The sequence below is a fragment of the Jatrophihabitans sp. genome (genome assembly GCA_036389035.1).
In the GTDB taxonomy this organism is placed as follows: Bacteria; Actinomycetota; Actinomycetes; order Mycobacteriales; family Jatrophihabitantaceae; genus Jatrophihabitans_A.
The window spans coordinates 103,093-125,944 of sequence record DASVQQ010000018.1; the positions used below are offsets into that span (position 1 = coordinate 103,093).

General features: G+C 70.5%; 10 protein-coding genes. 1 reads left to right on the plus strand and 9 read right to left on the minus strand.

The genetic code is table 11. The annotated features are described in order from the left end of the window. Positions 1 to 79: 79 nt before the first annotated feature. From VF557_12685 to VF557_12720, 8 genes are all read right to left on the minus strand, one after another. Entirely contained in the window at positions 80 to 1,375 is a 1,296-nt protein-coding gene (locus VF557_12685) for a S8 family peptidase (protein HEX8081060.1), read from the minus strand. A gap of 1,010 nt (positions 1,376 to 2,385) precedes the next feature. Further along, a complete protein-coding gene (locus VF557_12690; GenBank protein ID HEX8081061.1) occupies positions 2,386 to 3,810 on the minus strand; it encodes a peptidoglycan DD-metalloendopeptidase family protein in 1,425 nt (474 codons plus the stop codon). Positions 3,811 to 3,987: 177 nt separating this feature from the next. After that, positions 3,988 to 6,831 carry an amino acid adenylation domain-containing protein gene (locus VF557_12695; GenBank protein ID HEX8081062.1) on the minus strand — a complete coding sequence of 948 codons (2,844 nt, stop codon included), beginning with the start codon at positions 6,829 to 6,831 and terminating at the stop codon, positions 3,988 to 3,990. Continuing rightward, positions 6,828 to 7,757: an SDR family oxidoreductase gene (locus VF557_12700; GenBank protein HEX8081063.1), complete on the minus strand. Its 930-nt coding sequence runs from the start codon at positions 7,755 to 7,757 to the stop codon at positions 6,828 to 6,830. Before VF557_12700 ends, VF557_12695 begins: the two co-directional genes overlap by 4 nt. Further along, complete coding sequence (locus VF557_12705) at positions 7,754 to 8,467, minus strand: alpha/beta fold hydrolase (protein HEX8081064.1); 714 nt, start codon at positions 8,465 to 8,467, stop codon at positions 7,754 to 7,756. Before VF557_12705 ends, VF557_12700 begins: the two co-directional genes overlap by 4 nt. Continuing rightward, positions 8,468 to 13,531, minus strand: coding sequence for an amino acid adenylation domain-containing protein (locus tag VF557_12710; protein HEX8081065.1), 5,064 nt, complete (start codon positions 13,529 to 13,531; stop codon positions 8,468 to 8,470). It lies immediately after the preceding gene. 40 nt (positions 13,532 to 13,571) lie between these two features. Next, complete coding sequence (locus VF557_12715) at positions 13,572 to 17,258, minus strand: amino acid adenylation domain-containing protein (GenBank protein ID HEX8081066.1); 3,687 nt, start codon at positions 17,256 to 17,258, stop codon at positions 13,572 to 13,574. Further along, a complete protein-coding gene (locus VF557_12720; GenBank protein ID HEX8081067.1) occupies positions 17,224 to 18,480 on the minus strand; it encodes an MFS transporter in 1,257 nt (418 codons plus the stop codon). The genes VF557_12715 and VF557_12720 overlap by 35 nt, the downstream gene beginning before the upstream one ends. 209 nt (positions 18,481 to 18,689) lie before the next feature. Here VF557_12720 and VF557_12725 point away from each other — a divergent pair, with 209 nt between their 5' ends. Further along, positions 18,690 to 19,808 carry a hypothetical protein gene (locus tag VF557_12725; GenBank protein HEX8081068.1) on the plus strand — a complete coding sequence of 373 codons (1,119 nt, stop codon included), beginning with the start codon at positions 18,690 to 18,692 and terminating at the stop codon, positions 19,806 to 19,808. Between the two features lie 11 nt (positions 19,809 to 19,819). On the opposite strand, the gene VF557_12730 is transcribed toward VF557_12725, so the two are convergent. Next, positions 19,820 to 22,747 (minus strand): DUF4157 domain-containing protein, encoded by a 2,928-nt coding sequence (locus VF557_12730; protein HEX8081069.1) that lies wholly within the window; start codon positions 22,745 to 22,747, stop codon positions 19,820 to 19,822. Positions 22,748 to 22,852 lie beyond the last annotated feature (105 nt).

Sequence of the window (22,852 nt, forward strand, 5' to 3'; positions counted from 1 at the left end):
CTGGGTAGCCCGGACACCGCCGCCTGCGTGCTGTGCTGACTCAGCCGGGGGGACGGTGCTGATTCAGCGAGGGGGAAAACTACCGCGACATCGCCGCGTAGGCGTCCAACCGACCACCGGTGGTGGTCATGCCGGCCATCGAAGCGGTCGGAACGGCGCTGCTGAGCAGGGCGTTCTTGACCGCGGCAGCCGTTGCCCCGGGGTGGGTCGAGGCGTAGAGCGCGGCTGCTCCGGCGACGTGCGGGGTGGCCATCGAGGTGCCGTTGTAGGAGGAGTAGCCGTTGTAGGCGGTGGTGGACCAGATGGCCGCACCGGGTGCGCCGATGTCAACGCTGGCCGGGCCGTAGTTGGAGAAGGCCGCCCTGGCGCCGGTGCTGGTGATGGCAGCAACGCTGATGATGTTGGGGTTGCTGTAGTTGCTGGGGTAGTGCGGGGCGCCGTCGTTGTTGTCACCGATCTGGTCGCTGCCGCCGTTACCGGCAGCGGCGATGAACAGGATGTTGGCGTTGTTGGCCCGGGTGATGGCGTCCATCAGGCCCTGCGAGAAGCCGCCGCCGCCCCAGGAGTTATTGGTCGCGACGATGTTGAGACCGCGCGCCTTCAGGCCGGTGAAGTAGTCGACCGCCCTGATCGCGTTGGCGGTGGTGCCGCCGTTGCGGCCGAGGAACTTGCCGCTGATCATCCGGACGTTCCAATTGACCCCGACCACGCCGGCGCCGTCGGACTTGGCGCCGATGGTGCCTGCGACGTGGGTGCCGTGGTCGTCGCTGCTACCTCTGGTGCCACCGTCGTAGACGGAGTTGTCATTGCCGGCGAAGTCCCAGCCGTAGACGTCGTCGACGTAGCCGTTGCCGTCGTCATCGACACCGTTGGAGGTCTCGAGCGGGTTGCCCACCTGGCCGGCCAGGTCGGGGTGGGTGTGCTGGATGCCCTCATCGATGACACCGACATACACGCTGGACGAGCCGGTGAAACCAGCAGCCCAGGCCGCTCCGGCGTTGCTGCCGAAAGCGTTGGCCGGAGTCGTGGTCGAGCCGTACATGCCCCACAGGCTGCCGTTGGTGTAGTAGGGGTCGGTGCTGGTCGCGGAGTGGGTGTAGACCCAGTTCGGCTCGGCGTAGGCGACCGACGGGTCGGCCTTCAGGGCCTGGATGGCGCGGGCCTGGTCCGAGCCGGCCGGCAACCGGAGCAGCTCGACCTGGGCGCGGTTGGCCGCGGCCGGCACCACTCGCTCAGCGAGCTGGGCCGAGGCCTTGCCACGAGCCCGGGCACGGTCGGTGGCGGCCGCGCCGTTGACGTAGCCGACCAGCACCTCATTGGCGACCGACTTGGCCGGGGCGTTGGTCGAGGCAGAGCTCGCGGAGTTCGCTGACACAGCTGCATGACCCGGAACGCTTACCGCAAAGGCCGAAACGGCCATTGTCGCGGCGCAAAGTAAAGGCAAAGAACGGCGCATCAAAAACTCCTTCAAAACTCTGATGATGGACAGGGGAAAGATCTCAGTCAGGGGGTAAATGAGACTTCTGCCACTATGGCAGCTACGAGTTTCCGGTGCCACCAGGGCAAGTTGAGATAGGCGTTAGAACCACTGTTCTTGTGAGTTTGAAGTATGAGATTTGGCCTTCGTCATGCGCCATCGACTGCATCAAACGTGGTTTAACGCGAAACCATTTACCAAGCTGTGATAGGTGCGCTTCACCCGGCAATAACAGGCATGTCTGCACCGCGAAGTTCACCGAGGGCCGTCCTGCCGGGCTTTTATCGGGTGCGGGAGCCGTTTCGGGAAGCAAGCTCGAGACTGCCGACACTCCCGTCCAGTGGTGTCACCTCGGGCGTCGACCGACATCGCCCGGGATGTTGGAAACTGGTGCCTTTTTATAGTGTGGCGTGCGTCACATTGCGTCAAGGGCCGCCGTAGTTGTGCCTAATCAGCACCTCTAGCCCCATCTGATTACTTACTTCACAAGGTTCTCGTGAACCACATGAGTAACTTCCTAACCAATCGCAGCCACGCAGAAGTCGCCTGGCATTTAGGTGCAGCCTTGGCGGGGCTTCTCGATTAAATCGGTGTCAGGGCTTCGGCCGGTGCCGTGGCCGCATGCTGGATGGAACCCCCATGGCGGCGAGTGCCAGGCGCTGGCGACACCGCAGTGCCTCGTCAGCTAGCTGGGCGTAAGCGAGGTCGAGCGGGCGTGCAAATACTCGAATACCCCTCGATCGCCGCTGCGGTTCTCATCGGCAAAGGCGTCAGCGCAGATCACGGGACTATAAATAGCACCTGCTTTGACCATCCGGGCACCGCGATGCTTGTCTGCTGACGGTGTGCTGGCGGCAGTCACCTGCTATTCAGCTCGGCGTGATAGCCGGCGCCTGCCGGGTGAAGCCTCAGGTGCTGACGCCGCGCCTGGCAAGAAACACCTGGGGGTCGACCGGCGGGCCTGACATGCCTCCGATGCGGACCTCCATGTGCAGGTGGGGACCGGTGGAGTGGCCTTCGCTGCCGACGTAGGCGATGGTCTGGCCGACCCCGACCGACTGGCCGGTCGAGACCGCGAGGACCCTCATGTGGCCATAGATCGAGGTGAAGCCGTTGCCGTGATCGATGACCACCCAGTTGCCGAAGCCCTGGGCGGGCCCGGCCGCGATCACGGTCCCCGCGCCGATGGCGTACATCGGCGTGCCGGACGCGGCCGCGAAGTCAGAGCCCGGGTGGAACTCACCCCACCGCATGCAGTAACAGGTCGAGATGTAGTAACTGCCGGCCGGCAGCGGCAGCGTCCAGGGCTGGTCGTCATCCGGTGGCGCGGCCGAGGGCAACGGCGGGTTGTAGGGCGGCGGCTGCGGCTGCTGAGGGGCCGGCTGGTTGGCGGCGGCCTGACGCTCCCGCTCGCGCTGCTCCTGACGTCGCTGCTCCTCCTGGCGCGCCCATTCGGCGGCCTGGCGGGCCCGCTCGGCCGCCTGGCGGGCGCGCTCAGCGGCCTGGCGGGCCCGCTCGGCCGCTTGGCGGGCACGCTCTTCGACCACCCAGCGCTGATAGGCCTGGCGCTGATTGGTCAGGCCGGCCAGTTTCGCCGCGGCCGCGGCGGTCTGCTTGGCCAACTCGGTGCGGCGGCGGGCGAACTCGGCACGTTGTTGCCGGTAGGCGGCCAGCTTGGCCAGCGCCCGGGTCTTCTTGATGTCGGCCTGCTTCTGCAGGCGCTCGGCCCGGGCCAGCGCGGCCTTGCGGGTCGCTTCGGCGTTGGACAGCGCGACCGTGTTGGTCTGCGCGGTCGCCAGCTGCTGCTCCTGCGCGGTGCTGAGGTAGCGCTGGTAGGCCATCGCCTGCAGCGCGCCGTTCGGATCGTTGCTGGACAGCATCGCGGTGATCGAGGGCCGGCGCCCGTAGACGTACTGGCTGAACACGTAATTCGCGATCTGGGTGCGGGCGCGGACCACCGTGGTGCGGGCAATCGTCACCGCGCGGTCAGCGGCCTCGAGGTCAGCGACCGCGCCCTGCACCGCGATGTTGGCGGCGTCGTAGGCCGCGATCGCCGCGTCGGTGTCGGCAGCCGCCCGCTGCAGCTGGCCCTGTAGCAGGACAAGCTGTCCGGACACCACGCCGAGTGACTGCGCGGCCTGCTGCTTGCGGGCCTGCGCGGCCGCGAGCTGGGCGTCGGTGGGGTTGACCGGTTTCGGGGCCGCTGACGCCGGTGCGCTGAGCAGGCTCAGCATCATCGCGGCCACGGCGACGGCGATCACGCCGGCCTGTCGCGCGCTGCGCAACCCCACCCGGTACTCCTTCGGCTTGATCAGCCCTGCGTTCTTCGGCATGCCGCTCGACAGCATGTCACACGGGTAACATCTGTTCTATCAGTCTCATCAGTCACAGCTGAATCAATTTCACGCCATGTTCAGCGGGTCAGGACGAGGGCACATTCTCTCCATTCGGCGAAGGGGCGCGGTTGTTGAGCGCTGGGAGCGCTTTCTCCCCCGGGGGTCGCCTCCTTTCTAGGACTGTGTGAGCACGGAGGCCAGGCGGCGCACCGTCCGGTTGAGGTAGAGCTGGCGCAACGGCGGGGTGGGCAGGCCCGCCGTGCGCATCGCGGCGAACAGCTGGACGCCGAGCAGTGAGTTGCCACCAAGGGTGAAGAAGTCGTCGTCGACGCCGACCCGGAAACCGAACACCTGTTGCCACACCGCGCGCAGCTTCGCCTCGACGTCCTGAGCGTCCGGTTCACCGTCGAGTCCGCCATCGACACCGGCGGACTCAGCAGACTCGGCGGCCGAGGTGATGAGCGGCTCGGGCAGCCGCGCCTGATCCAGCTTCCCGTTCGGGGTCAGCGGAAGCGCCGGCAGCGCGGTGAGGGTGCTGGGCACCATGTGCTCGGGAAGGAAACGGGCAGCGTGCTCGCGCACCTGCTGGACGGCGCCGTCGCCGGAGAACACCACATAGCCGTCCAGCCGCGCCGAGGCGGAGTCTCCGGTGGGCTGGCGCAACAGCACGGCCGCGGCCGCCACACCCGGAGCGTCGAGCAGCCGAGCCCGGATCTCGTCCAGCTCGATGCGAAAGCCCCGCAGCTTGACCTGGCTGTCCAGGCGTCCCAGGTGCTCCAGCCGCCCGTCGGGAAGCAGCCGGCCACGGTCGCCGCTGCGATAGCGCGGCCCCGGCGCGTACGGGTCCTCGACGAATCGCTGGGCGGTCAGCTCCGGCTGGTTGAGGTATCCCGCGGCCACCCCGGCGCCACCGACGTAGATCTCGCCGGACACTCCGGGCGGCACCGGCCGGCCCTGTGGGTCCAGCACGCTCAGATGCCAGCCGGGCAGCGGAGGCCCCACCGACCGGGAGCCGGCCAGCGCCTCGCGCCGTCCGAGGGTCTGGGCGGTGACGTGCACGGTGGTCTCGGTGATGCCGAACATGTTGACCAGCCGGCAGTCGGCCTCGGGATGGCGATCGAACCAGGACCGCAGCGGCCGGGTGTCCAGCGGCTCGCCACCGAAGATCACCAACCGCAGCGAGGCCGGCAACGGCCGGCGCCGATCGACCTCGGTGAGCTGGCTGAAGGCACTGGGCGTCTGGTTGAGCACGCTGACCTGCTCGGCGTGCAGCAGCTCGGCGAACTGCTCCGGATCACGCGCGGACCAGTGCGGCACCACCACCAGCCTGCCGCCGGTGCTCAGGCAACCCCAGATCTCCCACACCGAGAAGTCGAACGCGCTGGAGTGAAACAGCGTCCAGACGTCGGAGCTGCCGAAGGCGAACTCGTCCCGGGTGGCGGCCAGCAGGCTCAGCACGTTGCGGTGCGAGACCACCACGCCCTTGGGCCGGCCGGTGGAACCGGAGGTGTAGATGACGTAGGCGGCGTCGGCGCAGCGGGCGTCGGCGGCATCGTCGGCGCAGCCGGCCGGGGGTTCGGTCGCCGGGGGTTCGGTCGCCGGCCAGTCTGCTGACTGCAGCGCGTCCGGACGCAGCAGCCGCACCCCGGGCAGCCGCGGGAAGTCCGCCGACTCGGTGATCACCACCGGCAGCCCGGCGTCGGTCGCGGTGTAGGCCAGCCGGTCGGCCGGATAGCCGGCGTCCATCGGAACGTAGGCCGCGCCGGCCTTGAGCACCGCCAGCAGCATCACGACCAGCTCGAGCGAGCGTTCCAGGCACACCCCGACCCGGTCACCGGGCCGCACCCCGGCCGCCGCCAGCGCGTGCGCGCCCCGGTTGGCCCGCTCGTCGAGCTCGCGGTAGCTCAGCCGCTGCTGCTCGAAGCACAGCGCGACCGACTCCGGGGCACGCTCGGCATGCGCCCGCACCGCGTCGCAGATCCGTTGGTGGGCATTGCACCGGTCACCGGCCGGCAGCGGGCGTCCCAGCCCGCCCAGCTCGGCCAGCGCCAGCAGGTCCTCGGCGTCGAACAGCGCCACCTCGCCGATCGGCGTGCGTGGGTCCGCGGCTGCCAGGTTGCGGTGCGCGACGCCGATCATCCGGACGAGCCGGTGCGCCACGGCCGGGTCGAAGGCGCCGAGCCGGAACCAGCAGCCGCCGCGCAGCCCGCCGTGGACGTCCGACCGGCCGGCGGGGTCGCTGACCCAGATCGACAGCGGGTGCACCGGCGCCAGGAATGGCCGGCCGGCGCCGGGCTGGTCGGTAACCGTCAACCCGATGAGCGGGGCGGCGCCGGTCACCGGATGCTCCAGCGCCTGCCGCACGCCGCTGAGGTAGTCCGCCACCGTGGTCCGGCCCGCGCAGTCGAGTTCCACGCTGAGCACCGGGTCGACCCCGATGCTGACCCGCTGCTGGCCGGTGCAGGTGGCCAGCGCCAGGCCGAGCGCCGCGGTCAGCGCCACGCCGGCCGGCCCGCCGGCCCCTTCGGGCGCGGTGAACGGCAGGCTGACCATGGCGTCCGAGCCGGGCCGGCCCAGGCCCCAGTCCGGCGGGTCCAGCCGGTCCAACCTGGCCAGGCCGGCTCGCAGCCGCTCGTCGAGGTCGGCGTCCAGCCGCGCCACCGGCTCCGGCGCGCCGAGCACCGCGCGCAGCACCGAGCCGGGGTCGGCCACGGCTCGGTGCGCGACGACGACCAGGTCGGCGAGCCCGTCGGCATAGCGCAGCAGCACCACCCGGACGCCCGGGCCGGCCTGCGGGTCCACCGGCCGGGACAGCTCGCGGTCACGTCGCCGCGCGGCGATCGCGGACCCGGCGCCGCCGGGGACGTCCTGCGTCCAGAGCCGGGTTGCGGTGGCCAGCTCGACGTTGGCGGGCAACCGATCCTCAGCCGCGCCGGTCCCGATGCGCGCCACCAGCGCCTGGCACAGCCGGCCCGCCTGGCTGCCCGCGCCCATCCCACGGCCATCACCGGCGGTCATCGGCTGAGGTACCCGCCGTCGACCGGCACCGCGCTGCCGGTCACCTGTCGCGACTCGTCCGAGGCCAGCCAGAGAGCGGCGCCCGCTACGTCCTCGGGCTCGATCAGGGCGTTCATCGGCTGCGCTGTGACGAAGGTGTGCTCGTGCTCGTCCACCGGGACCTCCAGCGAGCGCGCTATCTCGGTGAGCATCCGGCCCTCCACCGCCGGTTCGTCGCGGACCGAACCGGGGCAGAGCGCGTTGACCCGCACCTTGAAGGGAGCCAAGTCCAGCGCCGCGGCCTTGGACAGCCCGACCAGGGCGTGCTTGGCGGTGACGTAGCCGGCGAAGTTGCGGTAGCCCACCAGCCCGGCGGTCGAGGCCACGTTGATGATGCTGCCGCTGCGCTGGTGGCACATCACCTTTCCGACCGCCCGGATCATCCGCCAGGCGCCGGAGACGTCCACGTCCAGCATCAGGTCCCACTCCCGCGCTTCGATGTCGTGCACCGCCTTGCCCGACGGCGCGGCGATGCCGGCGTTGTTGAGCAGCACATCCACCCGGCCGAACCGCTCGATCGCGACGTCGACCGCCCGGCGGACGGCCTCGCTGTCGCGCACATCGGCCTGGACGGTCAACACCGTCGAGACCGGGCCACCCGCCTGCCGGCAGAGCTGGGCGGTGTGCTCCAGTTGGCTTGCGGTGCCCAGCGGGTAGGGCACCCCCGCCAGGTCGTGCCCGATGTCCAGCAGCAGCAGGTCAGCGCCGGCCCGGGCGAAGGCCAGGGCGCAGGACCGGCCGATGCCGCGCGCCGCGCCGGTGACGATGGCCGCCTTGCCCGCCAACCGCTGGTCAGCCCCCGCAGGCAGGTCGACGCCCAGCACGGTGCTCACCGCGTCGACGCCCAGCACGGTGCTCACCGCGTCACCGCCCAGCACGGTGCTCACCGCGTCGCCTTCGGCGCCAGTTCGGAGTCCATCAGCCGGACCAGTTCGGCCGGTGAGTCGACCAGGTACATGTGATTGCCGGGCACCTCGCGCAGCTGGCAACCGGCGGTGGTCGCCGCGCTCCACTCGGCCGCCTGCTCCGCTGACACCAGCTCGTCCTGGTCGCCGCGGATCGAGGTGATCGGCACGTCGAGCAGCCTGCTCGGCGCGGCGAGGTAGTTCTCGTGCATCTCCACGTCCGCGCGCAGCGTCGGCAGCAGCATCTCGCGCAGCTCGGGGTGTTCCAGCGCGGGATGGGTGTAGCCGGCGAAGCCCCGGACCTGGCGCAGGAAGTCCTCATCGCTCATCCCGGTCGCGCGGATCTCGCGCCGGGTCCAGGGCCCTGGCGAGCCGCTGACGAAGACCCGCACCAGCTCGGGCCCGGGCAGCTGGCGCAACCGGTGGGCCATCTCGTAGGCCAGCACCGCGCCCAGGCTGTGGCCGAACACCGCGACGGCCGAGCTGCCCGCCAGCAGGTCGAGCGCGACCGGCAGCAGGTCATCGACGGCGGCGACCGCGTCGGTGCAGGCCGGCTCGTCGAAGCGGTCCTCGCGGCCGGGCAGCTGCAGCGGGCAGATCCGGACGGTGTCACTGCCGTACTCCTGGGCGCGGCGGAAGGCCGAGGCGCCCGCTCCCGCGAACGGAAAGCACAGCACCGGGATCTCGGACACTCAGACCTCCAGCTCGGTGGCCGACAGCCCGGTGGCCGGCAGCCCGGTGGCCGACGGCTCCCGCGTCCACGTCCGCACGACCAGCTCGCCGGTGGCCTCGGGGTTGGTGCGCACGAAGTAGTGGCCGCCCGACGGCACCCGGTGGAACCGGACGTCGGAGGCCAGCAGTGCCCAGCCGGCGTACTCCTGGCCCGCCCGCGCCAGGCCCAGATCGTCCTCAGCGACCACCACGGTGACCGGCGTCGCCAGCTTCCAGGCCGGGCCGCCCTGCACGGTGTCGATGAGATAGCGGTAACCACCGCCCACGTCATGCCGGAAGATCCGGCCCATCAACGCGGTGTGCCCGCTGTCCAGGCCGTCCAGGTCGGTGTAGCCGGTCTCGGTGACCATGTAGCGGATGATCTGGGAGTCGCTCCAGCTGTCCATCAGCTCGATGTTGTGGCGCATCTCGGGCACCGTGGGAAGCAGCTTGGAGCCGATGAACACGTGCCGCAGGTCGAAGCCCTGGTCCTCCAGTAGCCGTGCCAGCTCGACGGTGAACGCGGCGCCGCCGCAGTGGCCCCAGAGGATGATCGGCAGGTCGGCCTTCACCTCGATCTCGGCGATCGCCATGCGCGCCGCCTCGGCGATATCGGTGAACTCACCGCCCGAGACCGGGGCATGGCCGGGCAACTCCACGCCCCACACCGCGATCGCGTCGCTCATCCGCGCCACCGAGTCGGCCAGCGGCTTGAAGTTGATCGGGTGCCCGCACGGGTAGGGGACGCAGATCAGCGCGCAGCGGGCGCCGGCGGCGGTGGCTGACAGCAGCTGCAGCAGGTCGTTCTCCGGGCGCCGGCGCCGGTCGGCCAGTCCGGCCAGCTCGGCCAGCCGCGAGTGTCGGGTGAGATCGCTCAGGGTGATCAGGCCGTCGAGCTCCAGCACGACCCGCAGCGCCGACAGCGAGTTGCCGCCGAGTTCGAAGAAGTCACCGGAATCCTCGATCTGCTTGGCCGGCAGGTCGAGCACCCGCGCCCACACCGCGGCGATGGCGTCCACCGTCTCCCTGGACGCCGCCGCCGGCCGCGACGCCGGCCCAGCGGGCGCCGCCGGCGCGGTGCTCGCCGCGGCGCCGATCAGCGCCAGGTCCTCGGCGGCCAGCAACTGCCGGGCGCTGTGGCTGGCGGTGGGCTCGGCGGCCATCAGCTCCAGCACCCGGACGAAGTACCCGCCGATCCGGTCGATCTGGGCCTGGTCGTAGAGGTGGCTGTGGTAGTGCAGGCACAGCCGCAGCTCGTCGTCGGAGAAGTGCCGGGAGAACTCGGTCCGGAAGCTGAACTCGGTCTCGGAGTCCACCCGCATCTCCAGCAGCGAGAACTCCGGCAGCAGCTTGAGGTTCTTCAGCAGGTAGAAGTGGGTGAAGTTGAAGGTGGTGCCGAACAGCACCCGTTGGGTGCCGAGGTCCTGCTTCATCTTGGCCATCGGGTAGCGCCGGTGCGGCAGCAGGTCCAGCTCGGCCTGGTACACCTGCCTGATCAGGTCGGCCCACGACTCCTGGGCCTCCTCGGCCCCCTGACCGTCCCCGCTGAGCGTGATCCGGAACGGCAGGCTGTTGAGGTGCAGGCCCAGCGTCGTCTCAGCGCCCGGCAGCTCCGGCCGGCCGCTGTGCTCGTAGCCGGTGGTGACCTCTCGCTGCCCCGACACCAGGCCGAGCACCTTGGCGTGGGCGGCCAGCAGCACGTCCTTGAACGGCACCGACAGCGAGTCCGCCAGCTCGCTGATCCGCTGGGTGAGCCCGCCGGGCAGCGGCACGTCGCGCAGCACCACCTGGAAGTCGGCGGTGTCCACCGCACCCGGCCGGCGCGGCACGTTCGTCGACTCCGCGCCGTCCAGGACCCGCAGCCAGAAGTCCCTGGACTCCGCAGAGCGCAGCGCCTCGCGTTCCAGGCCGATGAAGTTGCGCAGGTGGTTGTCCACCTGCGCGACCGCGTCAGCAGCCCCTTCGGCGCCGGCGGCCCGGGCCGACTGCTGCTCGCGCAGCTGGTAGTACAGCTGGAACAGCTGGGTGTGCAGCAGGCTGATGCTCCAGCCGTCCAGCGCCGAGTTGTGCTGGCTCACCGTGTAGCGGTACTGCTCGTCGCTGAGGATCTGCACGTGCAGGGTGACCAGCTCGCCGCGTTCCCAGTCGAAGTGGCGGGCCTTCTCGGCCGCCAGCCACCGCTCGTGCCAGGCCGCCTGTGACTGGCTGTCCAACTGCCGCAGGTCGGCCACCGCAAGCGGGGGCCGCACCCGGCGGTGCACCACCTGGAGGAACTCGCTGTAGCCGGTGAGGTGGTAGCTGGTGCGCAGGATCGGATGGCGCAGGCTCAGCAGCCGGACCGCCTCGGTGAAGGCCGGGGCGTCGAACGTCCCGGTGATCGAGTAGCTGAGCACGTCGTGGTACTGGCCGAGGCCACCGGTGATCTCGGTCTGGAAGATCAGCCCGGCCTGGAGCATCGACAGCGGGTAGGCGTCCTCGGCGTCAGGGGGCAGCAACGCCCGGTCCTCGGCCGAGATCAGCTCGAACGGCTGGAAGCCGCCGCGGGCGGCCACATCGGCCTGCTCATCGGCAGAGGCGGCCTCGATGCTCTCGGCGAGCGCGGCGATGCTCTGCGAGCGGAACAGCTGTTGAAAGGTGTAGTCCAGGCCGGCGGCGCGGGACTTGGCCAGCACCTCGACGAAGTGGATCGAGTTGCCGCCCAGGGCGAAGAAGTTGTCGTGCACGCCGATCCGGTCCTTGCCGAGCACCTCGCGCCAGATCCTTGCCAGGGTCTGCTCGGTGGCGGTCCGCGGCTCGACCTGGGCGCCGGCCCTGGCACGGGTGGCCTGCGGCCCGGCAAGCCAGGCCCGGTCGAGTTTTCCGTTGGGTGTCAACGGCAACTCCTCCAGCGTCAGGATCCGGCCGGGCACCTCGTGCTCGGGCAGGGTCTGGCGCAGGTGCTGCTTCAGCGCGGACTCCGTGACCGGCTCGCGCGGCACCACGAAGCCCCGCAGCGAGTTCTGCCAGCCGTCGTCGACGGCGACCACGGCGGCGTCGGCCACGGCCGGGTGGGCCCTCAGCCGCTCCTCGATCCCACCGGGCTCGACCCGGAACCCGCGCACCTTGACCTGCAGGTCCACCCGGCCCAGGTAGTCGAGCCTGCCGTCGGGCAGCCACCGCGCCAGGTCGCCGGTGCGGTAGAGCCGCCGCTCGCCCACCGCGGCGCCGTCGAGAAACCGCTCGGCGGTCAGCTCCGGCCGATGCAGGTAGCCGCGTGCCAGTCCCACGCCGGCGACGTGCAGCTCGCCGGGCATCCCGACCGGCGTCTGGTTGCCGTGCGGGTCCAGCACGTACATCCGGATGTTGTCGATCGGCTTGCCGATCGGCAGCCGGGCCAGCCCGCGCAGTCCCCGGGTCGGCTGATGGGTGACGTCCACCGTCGCCTCGGTCGGGCCGTAGAGGTTGATCAGCTCCGCGCCGCCGAGGAGTTGGGCGAAGCGGCCGGCCTGGCCCGGAGTGAGCGCCTCGCCGCTGGCGAAGACCCGTCGCAGGCTCGCCAACCGTGGCGCCGCGCCGGCCCGCTCGGCCCAGACCAGGAACATCGTCAGCATCGACGGCACGAAGTGCGCCGTGCTCACCTGATGGCGCTCGATGGCAGCCGCCAGCAGGGCCGGGTCCTTCTCCGCGCCGGGATCGGGCAGCGCCAGCGCCGCGCCGGTGAACGACCACCAGAACAGCTCCCAGACCGAGACGTCGAAAGAGATCGAGGTCTTCTGCAGCAGGACGTCACCGGCCGCGATCGGATAGGCGTTCTGCATCCAGGACAGCCGGTTGACCACGCTGCGGTGCTCGACCAGCACGCCCTTCGGCGCGCCGGTCGAACCGGAGGTGTAGATCAGATAGGCCAGGTCACCGGCATCGCCCTCGGGCGGCACCGGCCCGGTGTCGGCGCGGTAGCTGGCCGGATCCTCCAGCTCGAGCACCGGCAGCGGTTCAGCTGTGTCGGCGGTGCTTGCCGTCTCGGCGGTGCTTGCCGTCTCGGCTGTGTTTGCCGTCTCGGCTGTGTTTGCTGTGCTTGCCAGGCCGGCGAAGCGGGCCTGGGCGAGCACCAGCCGGGCCCGGCTGTCGCTGAGCTGGTAGCCGATCCGCGCCGGCGGGTAGGACGGGTCCAGCGGCAGGTACGCCCCGCCCGCCTTGAGCACCGCCAGGATGGCGACGATCAGCTCCGGTGACCGCTCGGCCAGCAGCGCCACCACCACGTCGGGGCCCACGCCGTGCTCGCGCAGGGTGTGCGCCAGCTGGTTGGAGCGGGCGTCGAGCTCGGCGTAGCTCAGCACGCCCGCGGAGCTGAGCAGGGCCGGCGCGTCCGGGGTGGCGGCGGCCTGCCGGGCGAACAGGCCGTGGATGGTGGCTTCGGAGTCGAAGCCGCGCTCGGTGGCGTTGCTCGCCGCGATGATCGCCGCATCCTCGACAGTGCTCAGCGGCAGCTCGGTGACCGGCCGGTCCGGCTCGGCGGTGGCCGCCTCGAGCAGCAGCTGATACTGGCGGGCGATCCAGCTGATGCTGGTCTCGGCGTAGCGGGAGCTGTCGTAGCTGACGGTCACCGTCAGCGCGCCGGCCTCGCGGTAGGCGGTGAACCGGACACCGGCGCCGCCCGGGCCTGCCGGTGGCCCGGCCGCCAGCTCGACCAGGACGTCGGTGACCAGGCCAGGCACCGCGATCGGCCCCGCGGCGGCCACCCGGCCGAGCAGTTCGCGCAGGGTGCCGGTCGGGTCCACCCGCAGCACGCCGCTACCCGAGACGTCCGGCAGCCCCAGCGACACCTCGTCCTCGCGGGTGTAGCGGCCGAGCAGCGCCACCGCGACGGCAGCCAGCACGGCCTGCAGCAGCTCGTCCCGGCCCCGGCTGATCCGGTCCAGGCGTGCGCTGAGCTCGGCCGGCAGCCGGGTCAGGTGAAAGCCGACCGATCCACCGGCAGCGGCGTGCTCAGCGGCGGCACGCTCGGCGTCCGGTGCGAAATCGGCGGGGAAACTCGTCGTCGGCACGACGAGATCGGTGTGTGACATGGATGGTCCTCAACAGCTCGTGGGCAGAGGTCTCGCGGGGTCAAAGATCGAAATCGAAGACGGCGGTGTGCGCCGCGGCGATGAACGCCGCGACCGGTGTTCTCGGATCGGCCCGCACGGTGTCGAGGATGTGCAGGAAGTCATCGCGCCACTGCTCGACCTCGGCCCGGCGCAGCAGGGCACTGGAGTGGTGCCAGCTCACCCGCAGCGTGTCGCCGGCCTCGTAGATCTGCATGTTCAGGTCGAACACGCTCTGGCCGGTCGGCTCCAGTCGCACCTGGACGCCGCGGCCGGCGAAGTCGATGTGCAGGTAACGGCTGCTGTGCAACGCGATCAGCGCGTCGAACAGCGGTGTGCGGCTGTAGTCACGGCTCGGCTGGGCCATCTCGACCACGTCTGAGAACGGAAAGTCCTGATGCGCAAAGGCTTCCTCGGCGACGCCGGCGACCCGGCGCAGGTACTGGGCGAAGCTCTGGTCGGGGTCCACCGTGGTGCGCAGGCACACGGTGTTGGCGAGCATGCCCGCCGTGCGGTGCAGGCCCGGCGCGGTCCGTCCGGACACCGGCGTGCCGAGCACCACGTCGCCGGATCCGGTGAGCCGGGCCAGCATGATGCCGTGCGCGGCGGCGAGCACCGCGAACAGCGTCACCTCGTAGTCGCGGGCCAGCTCGCGCAGCGCGCCCGTCCGGTCACGGCCGAGGTCGAACTCCAGCACGTCACCGTCCAGCGGGCGAAGGGGCGGGCGGGGTGCTGCCAGCGGCAGATCCGCACGCGCCGGCGGTGTCGCGAACACCCGCTGCCAGTGACCGCGCTGCTGTTCGGCGAGGCAGGCGCCGGCCGGGCCGGCCAGCCAGGCCGCGTAGTCGCGGTAGCGGACGGCGGGCTCGGCGACCGGCTGCCCCGCGTAGAGCGCTGCCAGGTCGGTCAGCAGGATCCGCAGCGAGAACCCGTCGATGATCAGGTGGTGCAGGTCCAGGCGCAGCCGCAGGTGCTCCTCGGTGCGCCGCAGTTCGGCCCGCCAGAGCGGAGCGGTGTCCAGGTCGAAGGGCGCGACGAACGGCTCGACCGGCGCGCCCGTCAGCGGATTGACCTGCAGTGGCAGGGTGATCTCGGATTCGATCCGCTGACGCGCCTCCTGCCCGTCCAGGACGAAGCAGGTGCGCAGCGCCTCGTGGCGTTCGGCGAGCAGGCGCAGCGCCTCGGCCAGCCGGGCCGGGTCGGTGTCGGCGGGCAGGTCGAGGGTGACCGGCACGTTGTAGTGCACCGCGCTCGGATCCTTGAGCTGCTCGAAGTAGAGCTGGCGTTGCTGCGGGGTGAGCGGATAGCTGGCGGCTTCGGCCGCCGGCGGGATCACCGGTGCGGTGGCGGGTTCGGCCCGGCCCACCAGCTCGGCCAGCCGGGCCAGCGAACCGCTGCGCAGCACCACGCTCACCGGCAGCTGCCGTCCCAACCGCTCGGCCATCGCGCCGGCGAGCAGGGTCGCGGTCAGCGAGTCCGAGCCCAGGTCACGCAGGTCATGCCGCATGCCGATGCCGACCAGGCCCAGCGCATCCTCGGCCAGCCGCACCAGCACCCGCTCGAGCTCGTTGCGCGGCGCGACGTGCTCGACGCCGGTGAGCAGCCGCGAACCGTCCGGCTCGGGCAGCCGGGCACGATCCAGTTTGCCGTTGGGATGCAACGGCAACTCAGCCAGCTCGATCAGGTAGGCGGGCACCGCGTGCGGCGGCAGCACCCGCTCCAGGTGCGCGCGCAGATCGGCCACCGGCCGCCGCGCCACGTAGTAGGCGCACAGGTACTTGTCCGCTCCGCTGGAGCGGTCGCGAGCCGTCACCGCGGCTTCGGCGATGTCCGGGTGGCTGAGCAGGACGTTCTCCACCTCGCCCAGCTCGATCCGGAAACCGCGCACCTTCACCTGCTGGTCGCGGCGGCCGAGGAACTCGACGGCGCCGTCGGGCCGGAACCGGCCGAGGTCGCCGCTGCGGTACATCCGCCCGCCGATGAACGGGTCCGCGACGAACTTCTCGGCCGTCAGCTCGGGACGTCCGAGGTAGCCCGCGGCCACCCCGTCGCCGCCGAAGCACAGCTCACCGGGCACGCCGACCGGGCACAGGCCACCGTCGGCGTCGAGCACGTACGCCGTGGAGTTCGCGATCGGCCGCCCGACCGGGATGCCGGCCAGGGCGTTGCGGCGCAGGTCCTCGTGCTCGATCTGGTGGGTCAGGGAGAAGGTGGCGTTCTCGGTCGGGCCGTAGGCGTTGATCAGGGTCAGCTCCGGGCACGCGTCCAGCACCTTCGCCACGTGCGTCGGCGACAGCACGTCACCGCCGGTGAACAGTTCCCGCAGCAGGCGAAAGACCGTCGGATCCTGCTCGACGAGCTGGTTGAGCAGCGGCGCGGTCAGCCACATGGTGGTGATCCGCCGCGCGGTCAGCTCCGCGCTGAGCGCGCGGGCACTGAGGATGACGTCGTTGCCGACCAGGTGCAGGCTGCCGCCGTTGAGCAGGGCCGCCCACAGCTCGAATGTACTGGCGTCAAAGGAGATCGAGCCGCTGGGCAGGATGCGGGTGTGCGGTCCGAACTCGCAGTACTCCACTCCCCGCACCAACCGCACCACGTTGCGATGGGTGATCCGCACGCCCTTGGGCCGGCCGGTGGTGCCGGAGGTGTAGCACAGAAAGGCCACCGCACGGTCGGCAGCCAGGTCGGGTTGGCCGGCCTCTGTCGCGTCCCGCGTCGGGTGCTGAGCGGTGGCGCCAGGGTTCAGAACCATGCCAGGTTCCGGAACCGTGCCAGGTTCCGGAACCGTGCCGGGGTTCAGCACCGTGCCGGTGAAGGCGAAGTCGTGCGGTGAGTCGGTGATCAGCACCCGGGCGCCGGAGTCGGCCAGCAAGAATTCCACCCGTCCCGGCGGGTACTCCGGATCGATCGGCAGGTAGGCCGCGCCGGACTTGAGGATCGCCAGCACGCTGACCACCAGGTCCGGCGTGCGGGCGATACGCAGCCCGACCGGGTCACCCGGACGCACGCCGGCCACCCGCAGCGCGGCGCACAGGACGTCGGCCCGCTCGTCGAGCTGCCGGTAGCTCAGCCGCTGGTCGCGCCAGGTCACGGCGAGCGCGTCCGGCGCCTGGCGGGCCTGCTCCTCGAACAGCCGGTGGACGGGGATGTCGGCAGGGTAGGGCCGGCCGGTGTCGTTGAACCGGCCGAGAATGAGTTCTCGCTCGTCCCCGGCGACCAGGCTCACCGCCCGCACCGGACTCTGGCGCTGACGCAGCGCCCGGCGCACATGCTCGACCAGCCGCGCCGCAGTGCCGGGCTCGAACAGCCCGACGCGATAACCCACCCGCAGCCCGGCGCCGTAGGTGCTGAGCACCAGGTCGACGTCCTGATCAGGCATCGCCAGCACCGGGTGGTCGGCGAACCGGATCGGGGTGTGCCAGCAGGGCCCGTGCTCGGCCCCGGCCAGCACTCGCGCCGCGGTCACGTCCGGATCGACGGTCACCGACAGCGCGCCCGCCCGACCCGCCAGCTCCACGTCCAGCAGCAGCTCGGCCTGGCCGGTGTACTTGTGCAGCACCACCAGGAACGCCGCGAGGACGGCGGCCGGGTCGTGGCCGTCGGCGGGCGCGGCCACCCAGGCCAGGTCCTCGCCCGCGACGGAGCGGGGGTGGTCGGGAATCAGCTCGAGCGGCTCAGGACTCGACGGCGGCCGGGGCGCGGTCGGCATCGGCGCTCACCCCCAGCCGGAACGGCACGCTGCGGAAGATCAGCACGGTGAAGACACCGGGCGCGGCGGCCAGGATCGTGACCAGCACGATCAGCTCGGTGTAGTGGTCGCCACTGAGCAGGATGCCGCCGATCGCCGCGCCGAAGGGCAGGGCGCCGGCCATCGTGGTGCGCATCAGCGTCATCGCCCGGCCACGCATCTCCTGGGGGGTGCGCGTCATCCGTACGACCCCGCCCATCACGGTCATCGGAGCGGACAGGATGCCGGTCAGCAGCAGGGCGATCAGGATCACCGGCAGGCTCCGGTACACCATCAGCAGCAGCAGGCCGCCGGCGATGATCTGGAGCTGACCGATCCGCAGCATCTGTTTCTCGGTGGTCTTCATCCCGCCCGAGACCAGCGAGCCGACCAGTTCGGCCGCGGCGAGGACGGCGAGCAGCAGGCCGAGAATGCCGGGGCCGCTGGCGAACTCGAACTTGGCCAGCCATGGCAGCGCCACCAGCAGCGCGCCGACCGAGATGTTGAAGGCAGCGAAGGACAGGGTGAGCGACAGCAGGAACTTGTCGTGGACGATCATGTCGAACACCGGCGCCCAGCCCGACTTGCGTTTCCGGCTGCCGTCCTCGACGCGGGCCGGCCGGTCCAGGGGCGCTTTGATCCGGCTGATCAGGAACGCGAACGCCAGGTAGGTGAGGGCATCGAGCAGCAGCACGTTCGAGGAGCCGATCAGGGTGATCAGCACCGCGCCCAGCGCCGGGCCGACGACGTTGGCCACGCCCATCGCGGTGGCCTCCAGCCCGGACGCGGCCTGCAGGTCCTCTGCCGGAACGAGCTCGGGAAGCACCGCGGGGGTGCCGGCCAGCGGGATGATCTTGAGCAGCCCGTAGACCAACGCCACCCCGTACAGGTGCCACATCGCCAGCATGTCCAGCGCGGCCAGCAGCGGGATGAGCGCGACCACCGCCGCGCGGAACACCGAGTCGTAGATGAACAGCTTGCGCCGGGAGAAGCGGTCCAGCAACGGGCCGATCACCGCGCCGCCCGCGATCACCGGCAGGGTGAGGCATACCCCGAGCACGCCCAGCCCGCCGGCGCCCGCGCGCTCGACGGTGATCCAGGCCAGCGCGGTGTAGGTCGCGCCGTCGCCCAACAGGTTGATCACCAACGCCGTCCAGAGCAACCGGTAGTCGGCTATGCGCAGGACAGCGACGTACGCCTTCACACCTCACCCTTTCGACTCGAAGCCCGGACGCGCTGGCCGCCGTGCCGGCAGTGAGCGCGCGAAGTCATCACTTCCCCGTAGATAGAGCCCGTACGCGGACGAATTTGATACGTGCGCGACTTCGGTTGCGCTGGGCAGTCCGGCTGATCAGTGACTTGCTCGCCCTAGCCGTAGGCTTCCCGGCGATCAAGAACTGAGGAGCGTTGTACATGGCGGGTCAGGCAGGCGTTCAGGTGCGGATGCCGTCCATCGAGAAGGAGTGGCGCAAGCTCGGCGGCGATGACATGTGGCTTGTCCTGCGCACCAGGACGGGGAGCCTGGACGACTTCGCCGCCGCGGCGGCCGAGGCGAACGCTCTGGCCGAGGAAGGCGTGTGGGCCGAGGCGCCCAGCCATGCTCCGCAGGGGTATGCCGTGCTGCTGACCCACTGCGCCGACCGGGACCTGCTGCACCAGTGGATCGCGGAGTTCACCCACCGGCTCGAGAGCCGCGGCCTGACCGGCGCGCTGCAGGGCGCGCCCCAGGTGAAGCACCCGCCCTACCTGAGCTCCGAGCTTCCGCCCCAGCCGGCCGCCTACCTGGTGTACACCGTCGACCTCGCCGCGATGACGGCCGATCCGTACCGCACCTCGCACTGGCACGTGCCCGCCGCCGCGACCGCCCGGATCACCGCGGCCGCGGACCGCTGGGCGCGGTTGCCCGGCGCCGAGATGCGGTTGCGGCACAACATCTACGTCGTGGCGGTCGACCTGGACGATGCGACAGAGCCGCTGGCCCGGTCGTTGCACGCCACCGGCATGGCGGGGCTCGACTTCATGGACGACGCGAGCCAGCGGGCGACGCACGTGTCGTTCACGCCAGGCGGGATGGGCCTGTACCAGGACACCATCGACGAGGCGGGAAGCTGGCAGCCGATGGTCGAGCGCCTGCGAGCGGCGCTGACCGCGTCGCCCGCTGACACCGACCAGGGCTTCATCCGCCCGGCGGGGCGCTACTCGATCGGCATCGACACCGCCGATGTCGTGCAGCCGTTCCCTGGCGTCCAGGGGTACCACATGCGGTACAACGGGCACCTGCTCGATCGGTATGTGCCCGACGCCAACGGCATCCAGGTGCTGCGCACCGCGCACCTGGAGCGGGCCCACGACCTGTCCGGATGGGAGGTCACAGACCTCGGCGAGGGTCGGCACCTCGTCCAGGCCCGCGATCTCACACCCTGGTATGGCCAACCGCTACCCGATCCGGACGTGCTGGCCCGGGCGCGCGCCGACTTCGCCGGAGCGCTGCTGACCGAGGACGTCATCGCCGCGAACCCGACACCGTGGTGAGCACGCGGTGTTCATCGCCGAACGACACCCGCTGACCGACGCAGCCGCCGCGCTAGGGCCGATTCGCGGCGACCTTGTAGGCGTAGCCGTGCACACCGGCGAAGACGTGGTTGCCGGCCGGGTCGAAGAGGACCCTGGTCTCGTAGGTGCCCACGCCGACGCTCATGGTGAGCAGCGCCGAGCGCACCACCGTGCCGTCCGCGGGGTCGATCCGGAAGAGGTAACCCGTAGGAACCGGCCAGCAGCTGGTTGCCCGACAGCGCCAGATGGACCATCGCGTACCGGTTGCCGGCCAGGTTCGCCTCCCAGGCCGCCCGTGCCCAGTCGCCGAGGCTGATGCCGTAGACGTAGCCGTGGACGCCGACGAACAGCGTCTGGTCATTGGCGGCCAGCGTGGTGGTGTAGTCGCCGACCCCGACGGCGTCGACCACCCGCAGCGACTGCCGCACGGCGCCGTTGCCGGGGTCCAGCTGGTAGGCGTAGCCGTTGCTGCCGGCGTAGAGCCGGCCGTTGCGCGGCAGCACCTCCACCAGGTGGTACCCGGACTTGGGCAGGCTGGTCTCCCAGGACTTGGTCAGCGCCGGCAAGGACACTCCGTACACCCAACCGTGCGTGCCGACGATCAGGGTCGATCCGGTGACCGCCAGCCGCATGCTGTAATCGCCGACACCGATCTTGCTGCCGAGTCTGATCGTGGCATCGACGTGACCGGTGTCCGGGTTGAGCCGGTGCACCGAGCCGTTCGAGCCGGCCAGCAGCGCGCCGCCGTTGGCGAGCACGTCGACCGAGTTCAGGTCGGCGCCGGGCAGGTTGGCAGTCCAGGCGAGTCCGAAGTGCGCGATGTCGACGCCGAGGACAGCGCCGTGCACGCCGACGTACACCCGGTTCCCGTCAGAGGTCAGGCGCGTCTCGTAGTCGCCGTCCTCGCCCGGGCGGGTGAGCATCAGGCGATTCAGCATCGCGCCCGTCTGCGGGTGCACCTCGTAGAGATAGCCGTTGGAGGCTGAGAAAAGCCGGTTGCCGACGGTGAGGACGCTGGTGGTGGTGAACCCGGTGTCCTTGAGGTCCGCACTCCAGCGCACCGCCAGATCCTGATCGCGGGCGAGATTGGGGACGATGGGCTTGATCGCCCGGACGATGAACTCGTGCAGGCCCGGAAAGATCTTCTCGACGCAGAAGTCCTGCTGGGTGTCGTTCCAGTGCTCGAGGCTGAGCAGGTTGTCACCGGACTTGACCTGGGTCGGGAAGTGGTCGCGGATCATCCGGGCCGTGGTGTCGGTCTGCCCGTCTTTCAGGGTGTCGGCCAGGCTCTGCTGGGACAGCTGCGCCGCGAAGCTGGTCGCCTGCGCGCCGGCGGCTCCGTTCCTGCCGCTGAACAGGGTGTGGTCGCCGAAGATCTCGTACGGCGTCTTCTGCGCCACCGAGGCGACCGAGAGCGAGTGCTCGTTGTAGTAGTCGTGAATGGCGCCGGAGGCCGACTGGGCGACCAGGCTGGACAGGAAGTAGAAGTAGTCCTGGTAGGCGTCGTCCAGGCTGGTCGAGGCACCCCGCACCAGTCCGGTGTTGCCCATCCGGGCCGGGTAGCTGGCCAGATCCTCCGAAGTTTGCGGGTCATTCGACGGGCCCGCGTGGTCGGGGTCATAGAGGTGCCGGCCGGCGATGCCGGGCTGCAGGTTGGGCACCATGTTCTTCACGGCGTTCCACTCGGCGACGGGAACCAGCGACTTGGTGGCCGCCCACTCGACGAACCACTGCATGATCAGCGTCTTGTTGACCAGGTGGCCAGCGGCGAAGGAGTCCTGCAAGAAGTGATCGGCATAGCCGAGTTGCAGCCAGGCATCGTGGGTCAGCCGGGCCCGCTGATCGTCATCGCCCTCGGCATGCGCTCGCTGGGCGAGCACCTGGGCCGCCGTATAGGAGGATTGCCAGCGGTGCCAGGCGAACGGTGCGAAATGGCAGGCGTTGCGCGCCAGCAGGCCGGCGTAGTGGTCCACCCCGTCCTGCCCCAGGCGTGCGGTCAGCGTGTCGATCGCCAGGCTCTCTCCGAGAAGATCGAGCATGTCGGGGATGAAGTCGTGCGGCGCGTACACAGCGTCCTTGAACGGCTCGGTGGAGCCGCCGCGGCCCAGCAGCTTGGCGAACTGGATATGGGTCTCCTGCCGGATGAACTGCAGGATGGGCAGCATCACGTCCTTGGGCGTCAGGTCGGCCTGCTCGCCGTTGCTCAGGTAGTCCGGCAGGGCGTTCAGCTCGCCGTAGGTGACAAGCAGGTCGCTGCCGCGCAGGCGCAGCGTCCGGATATCCGGGCATTGCCGCTTGACCTGCTCCTCGGTCACCGATTCCGGATCGGCGTGCCACAGCCACTGCAGGTCCAGCTCCCGCTGCAGAAGCGCCGCCCGCCTCGGGCCGCCGTTGGAGATCTCGATGATGTCGAGCGTGTTCAGGTCGCCCAGGGCGCGGTGCTCGAAGGAGAGGTGGAACTGGACCACCGGCGGCCGGCTGGAGGCCACGGCGACCGGCGCCTGCCGCAGTGAGCGGTCGACGAGCCGGCCGCGCGCCGCCTGGTCGGCCGCCCGGCAAGCGGCCTGTTCGAGCGGTGCGTAACGCGCGCCGCCGCGGCAGCCGGCAGCCGGGTCATCGCCCGGCGTCTGGCCGGCCGCGTGCTGCACGACGTGCGCCACCTCGTGTGCGAGCAGCCGCAGGCCCTTCTGAGAGGTCGGGCGGTATCGGCCGGCGGCGAAGTAGACGTCGTTGCCATAAGCCAACGCCTCGACACCGAAGTGGTCTGTCACGCACGCCGCGACCGAGCCGTCGTGGACTAGCACCCGGGAGAGGTCGGTCTGGAAGCTCCGCTCGAGCGAGTTCCGGACAGCCGGTTCAAGAGGATGGCCGGGATCCACCACCGGGTCGAGCAGGAACTGCTGAATCTCAGGACGCATGACATCTCCAGAAGACATTTCGCAAAGGGGTACGGAGCTGTTGGACCGACCGCTGACCGCCGGCTAGGTGGTGAGAGAGCTACCGCGCTTGCGCCGGCGCGACGG

Excerpts from the sequence above, each read along its gene's own strand:
- VF557_12715 (HEX8081066.1), bottom strand. The coding sequence starts at position 17,258 with ATGCCGACCGCGCCCCGGCCGCCGTCGAGTCCTGAGCCGCTCGAGCTG.
- VF557_12730 (HEX8081069.1), bottom strand. The coding sequence starts at position 22,747 with ATGCGTCCTGAGATTCAGCAGTTCCTGCTCGACCCGGTGGTGGATCCC.
- VF557_12710 (HEX8081065.1), bottom strand. The coding sequence starts at position 13,531 with ATGTCACACACCGATCTCGTCGTGCCGACGACGAGTTTCCCCGCCGAT.
- VF557_12695 (HEX8081062.1), bottom strand. The coding sequence starts at position 6,831 with ATGACCGCCGGTGATGGCCGTGGGATGGGCGCGGGCAGCCAGGCGGGC.
- VF557_12725 (HEX8081068.1), top strand. The coding sequence starts at position 18,690 with ATGGCGGGTCAGGCAGGCGTTCAGGTGCGGATGCCGTCCATCGAGAAG.
- VF557_12690 (HEX8081061.1), bottom strand. The coding sequence starts at position 3,810 with ATGCCGAAGAACGCAGGGCTGATCAAGCCGAAGGAGTACCGGGTGGGG.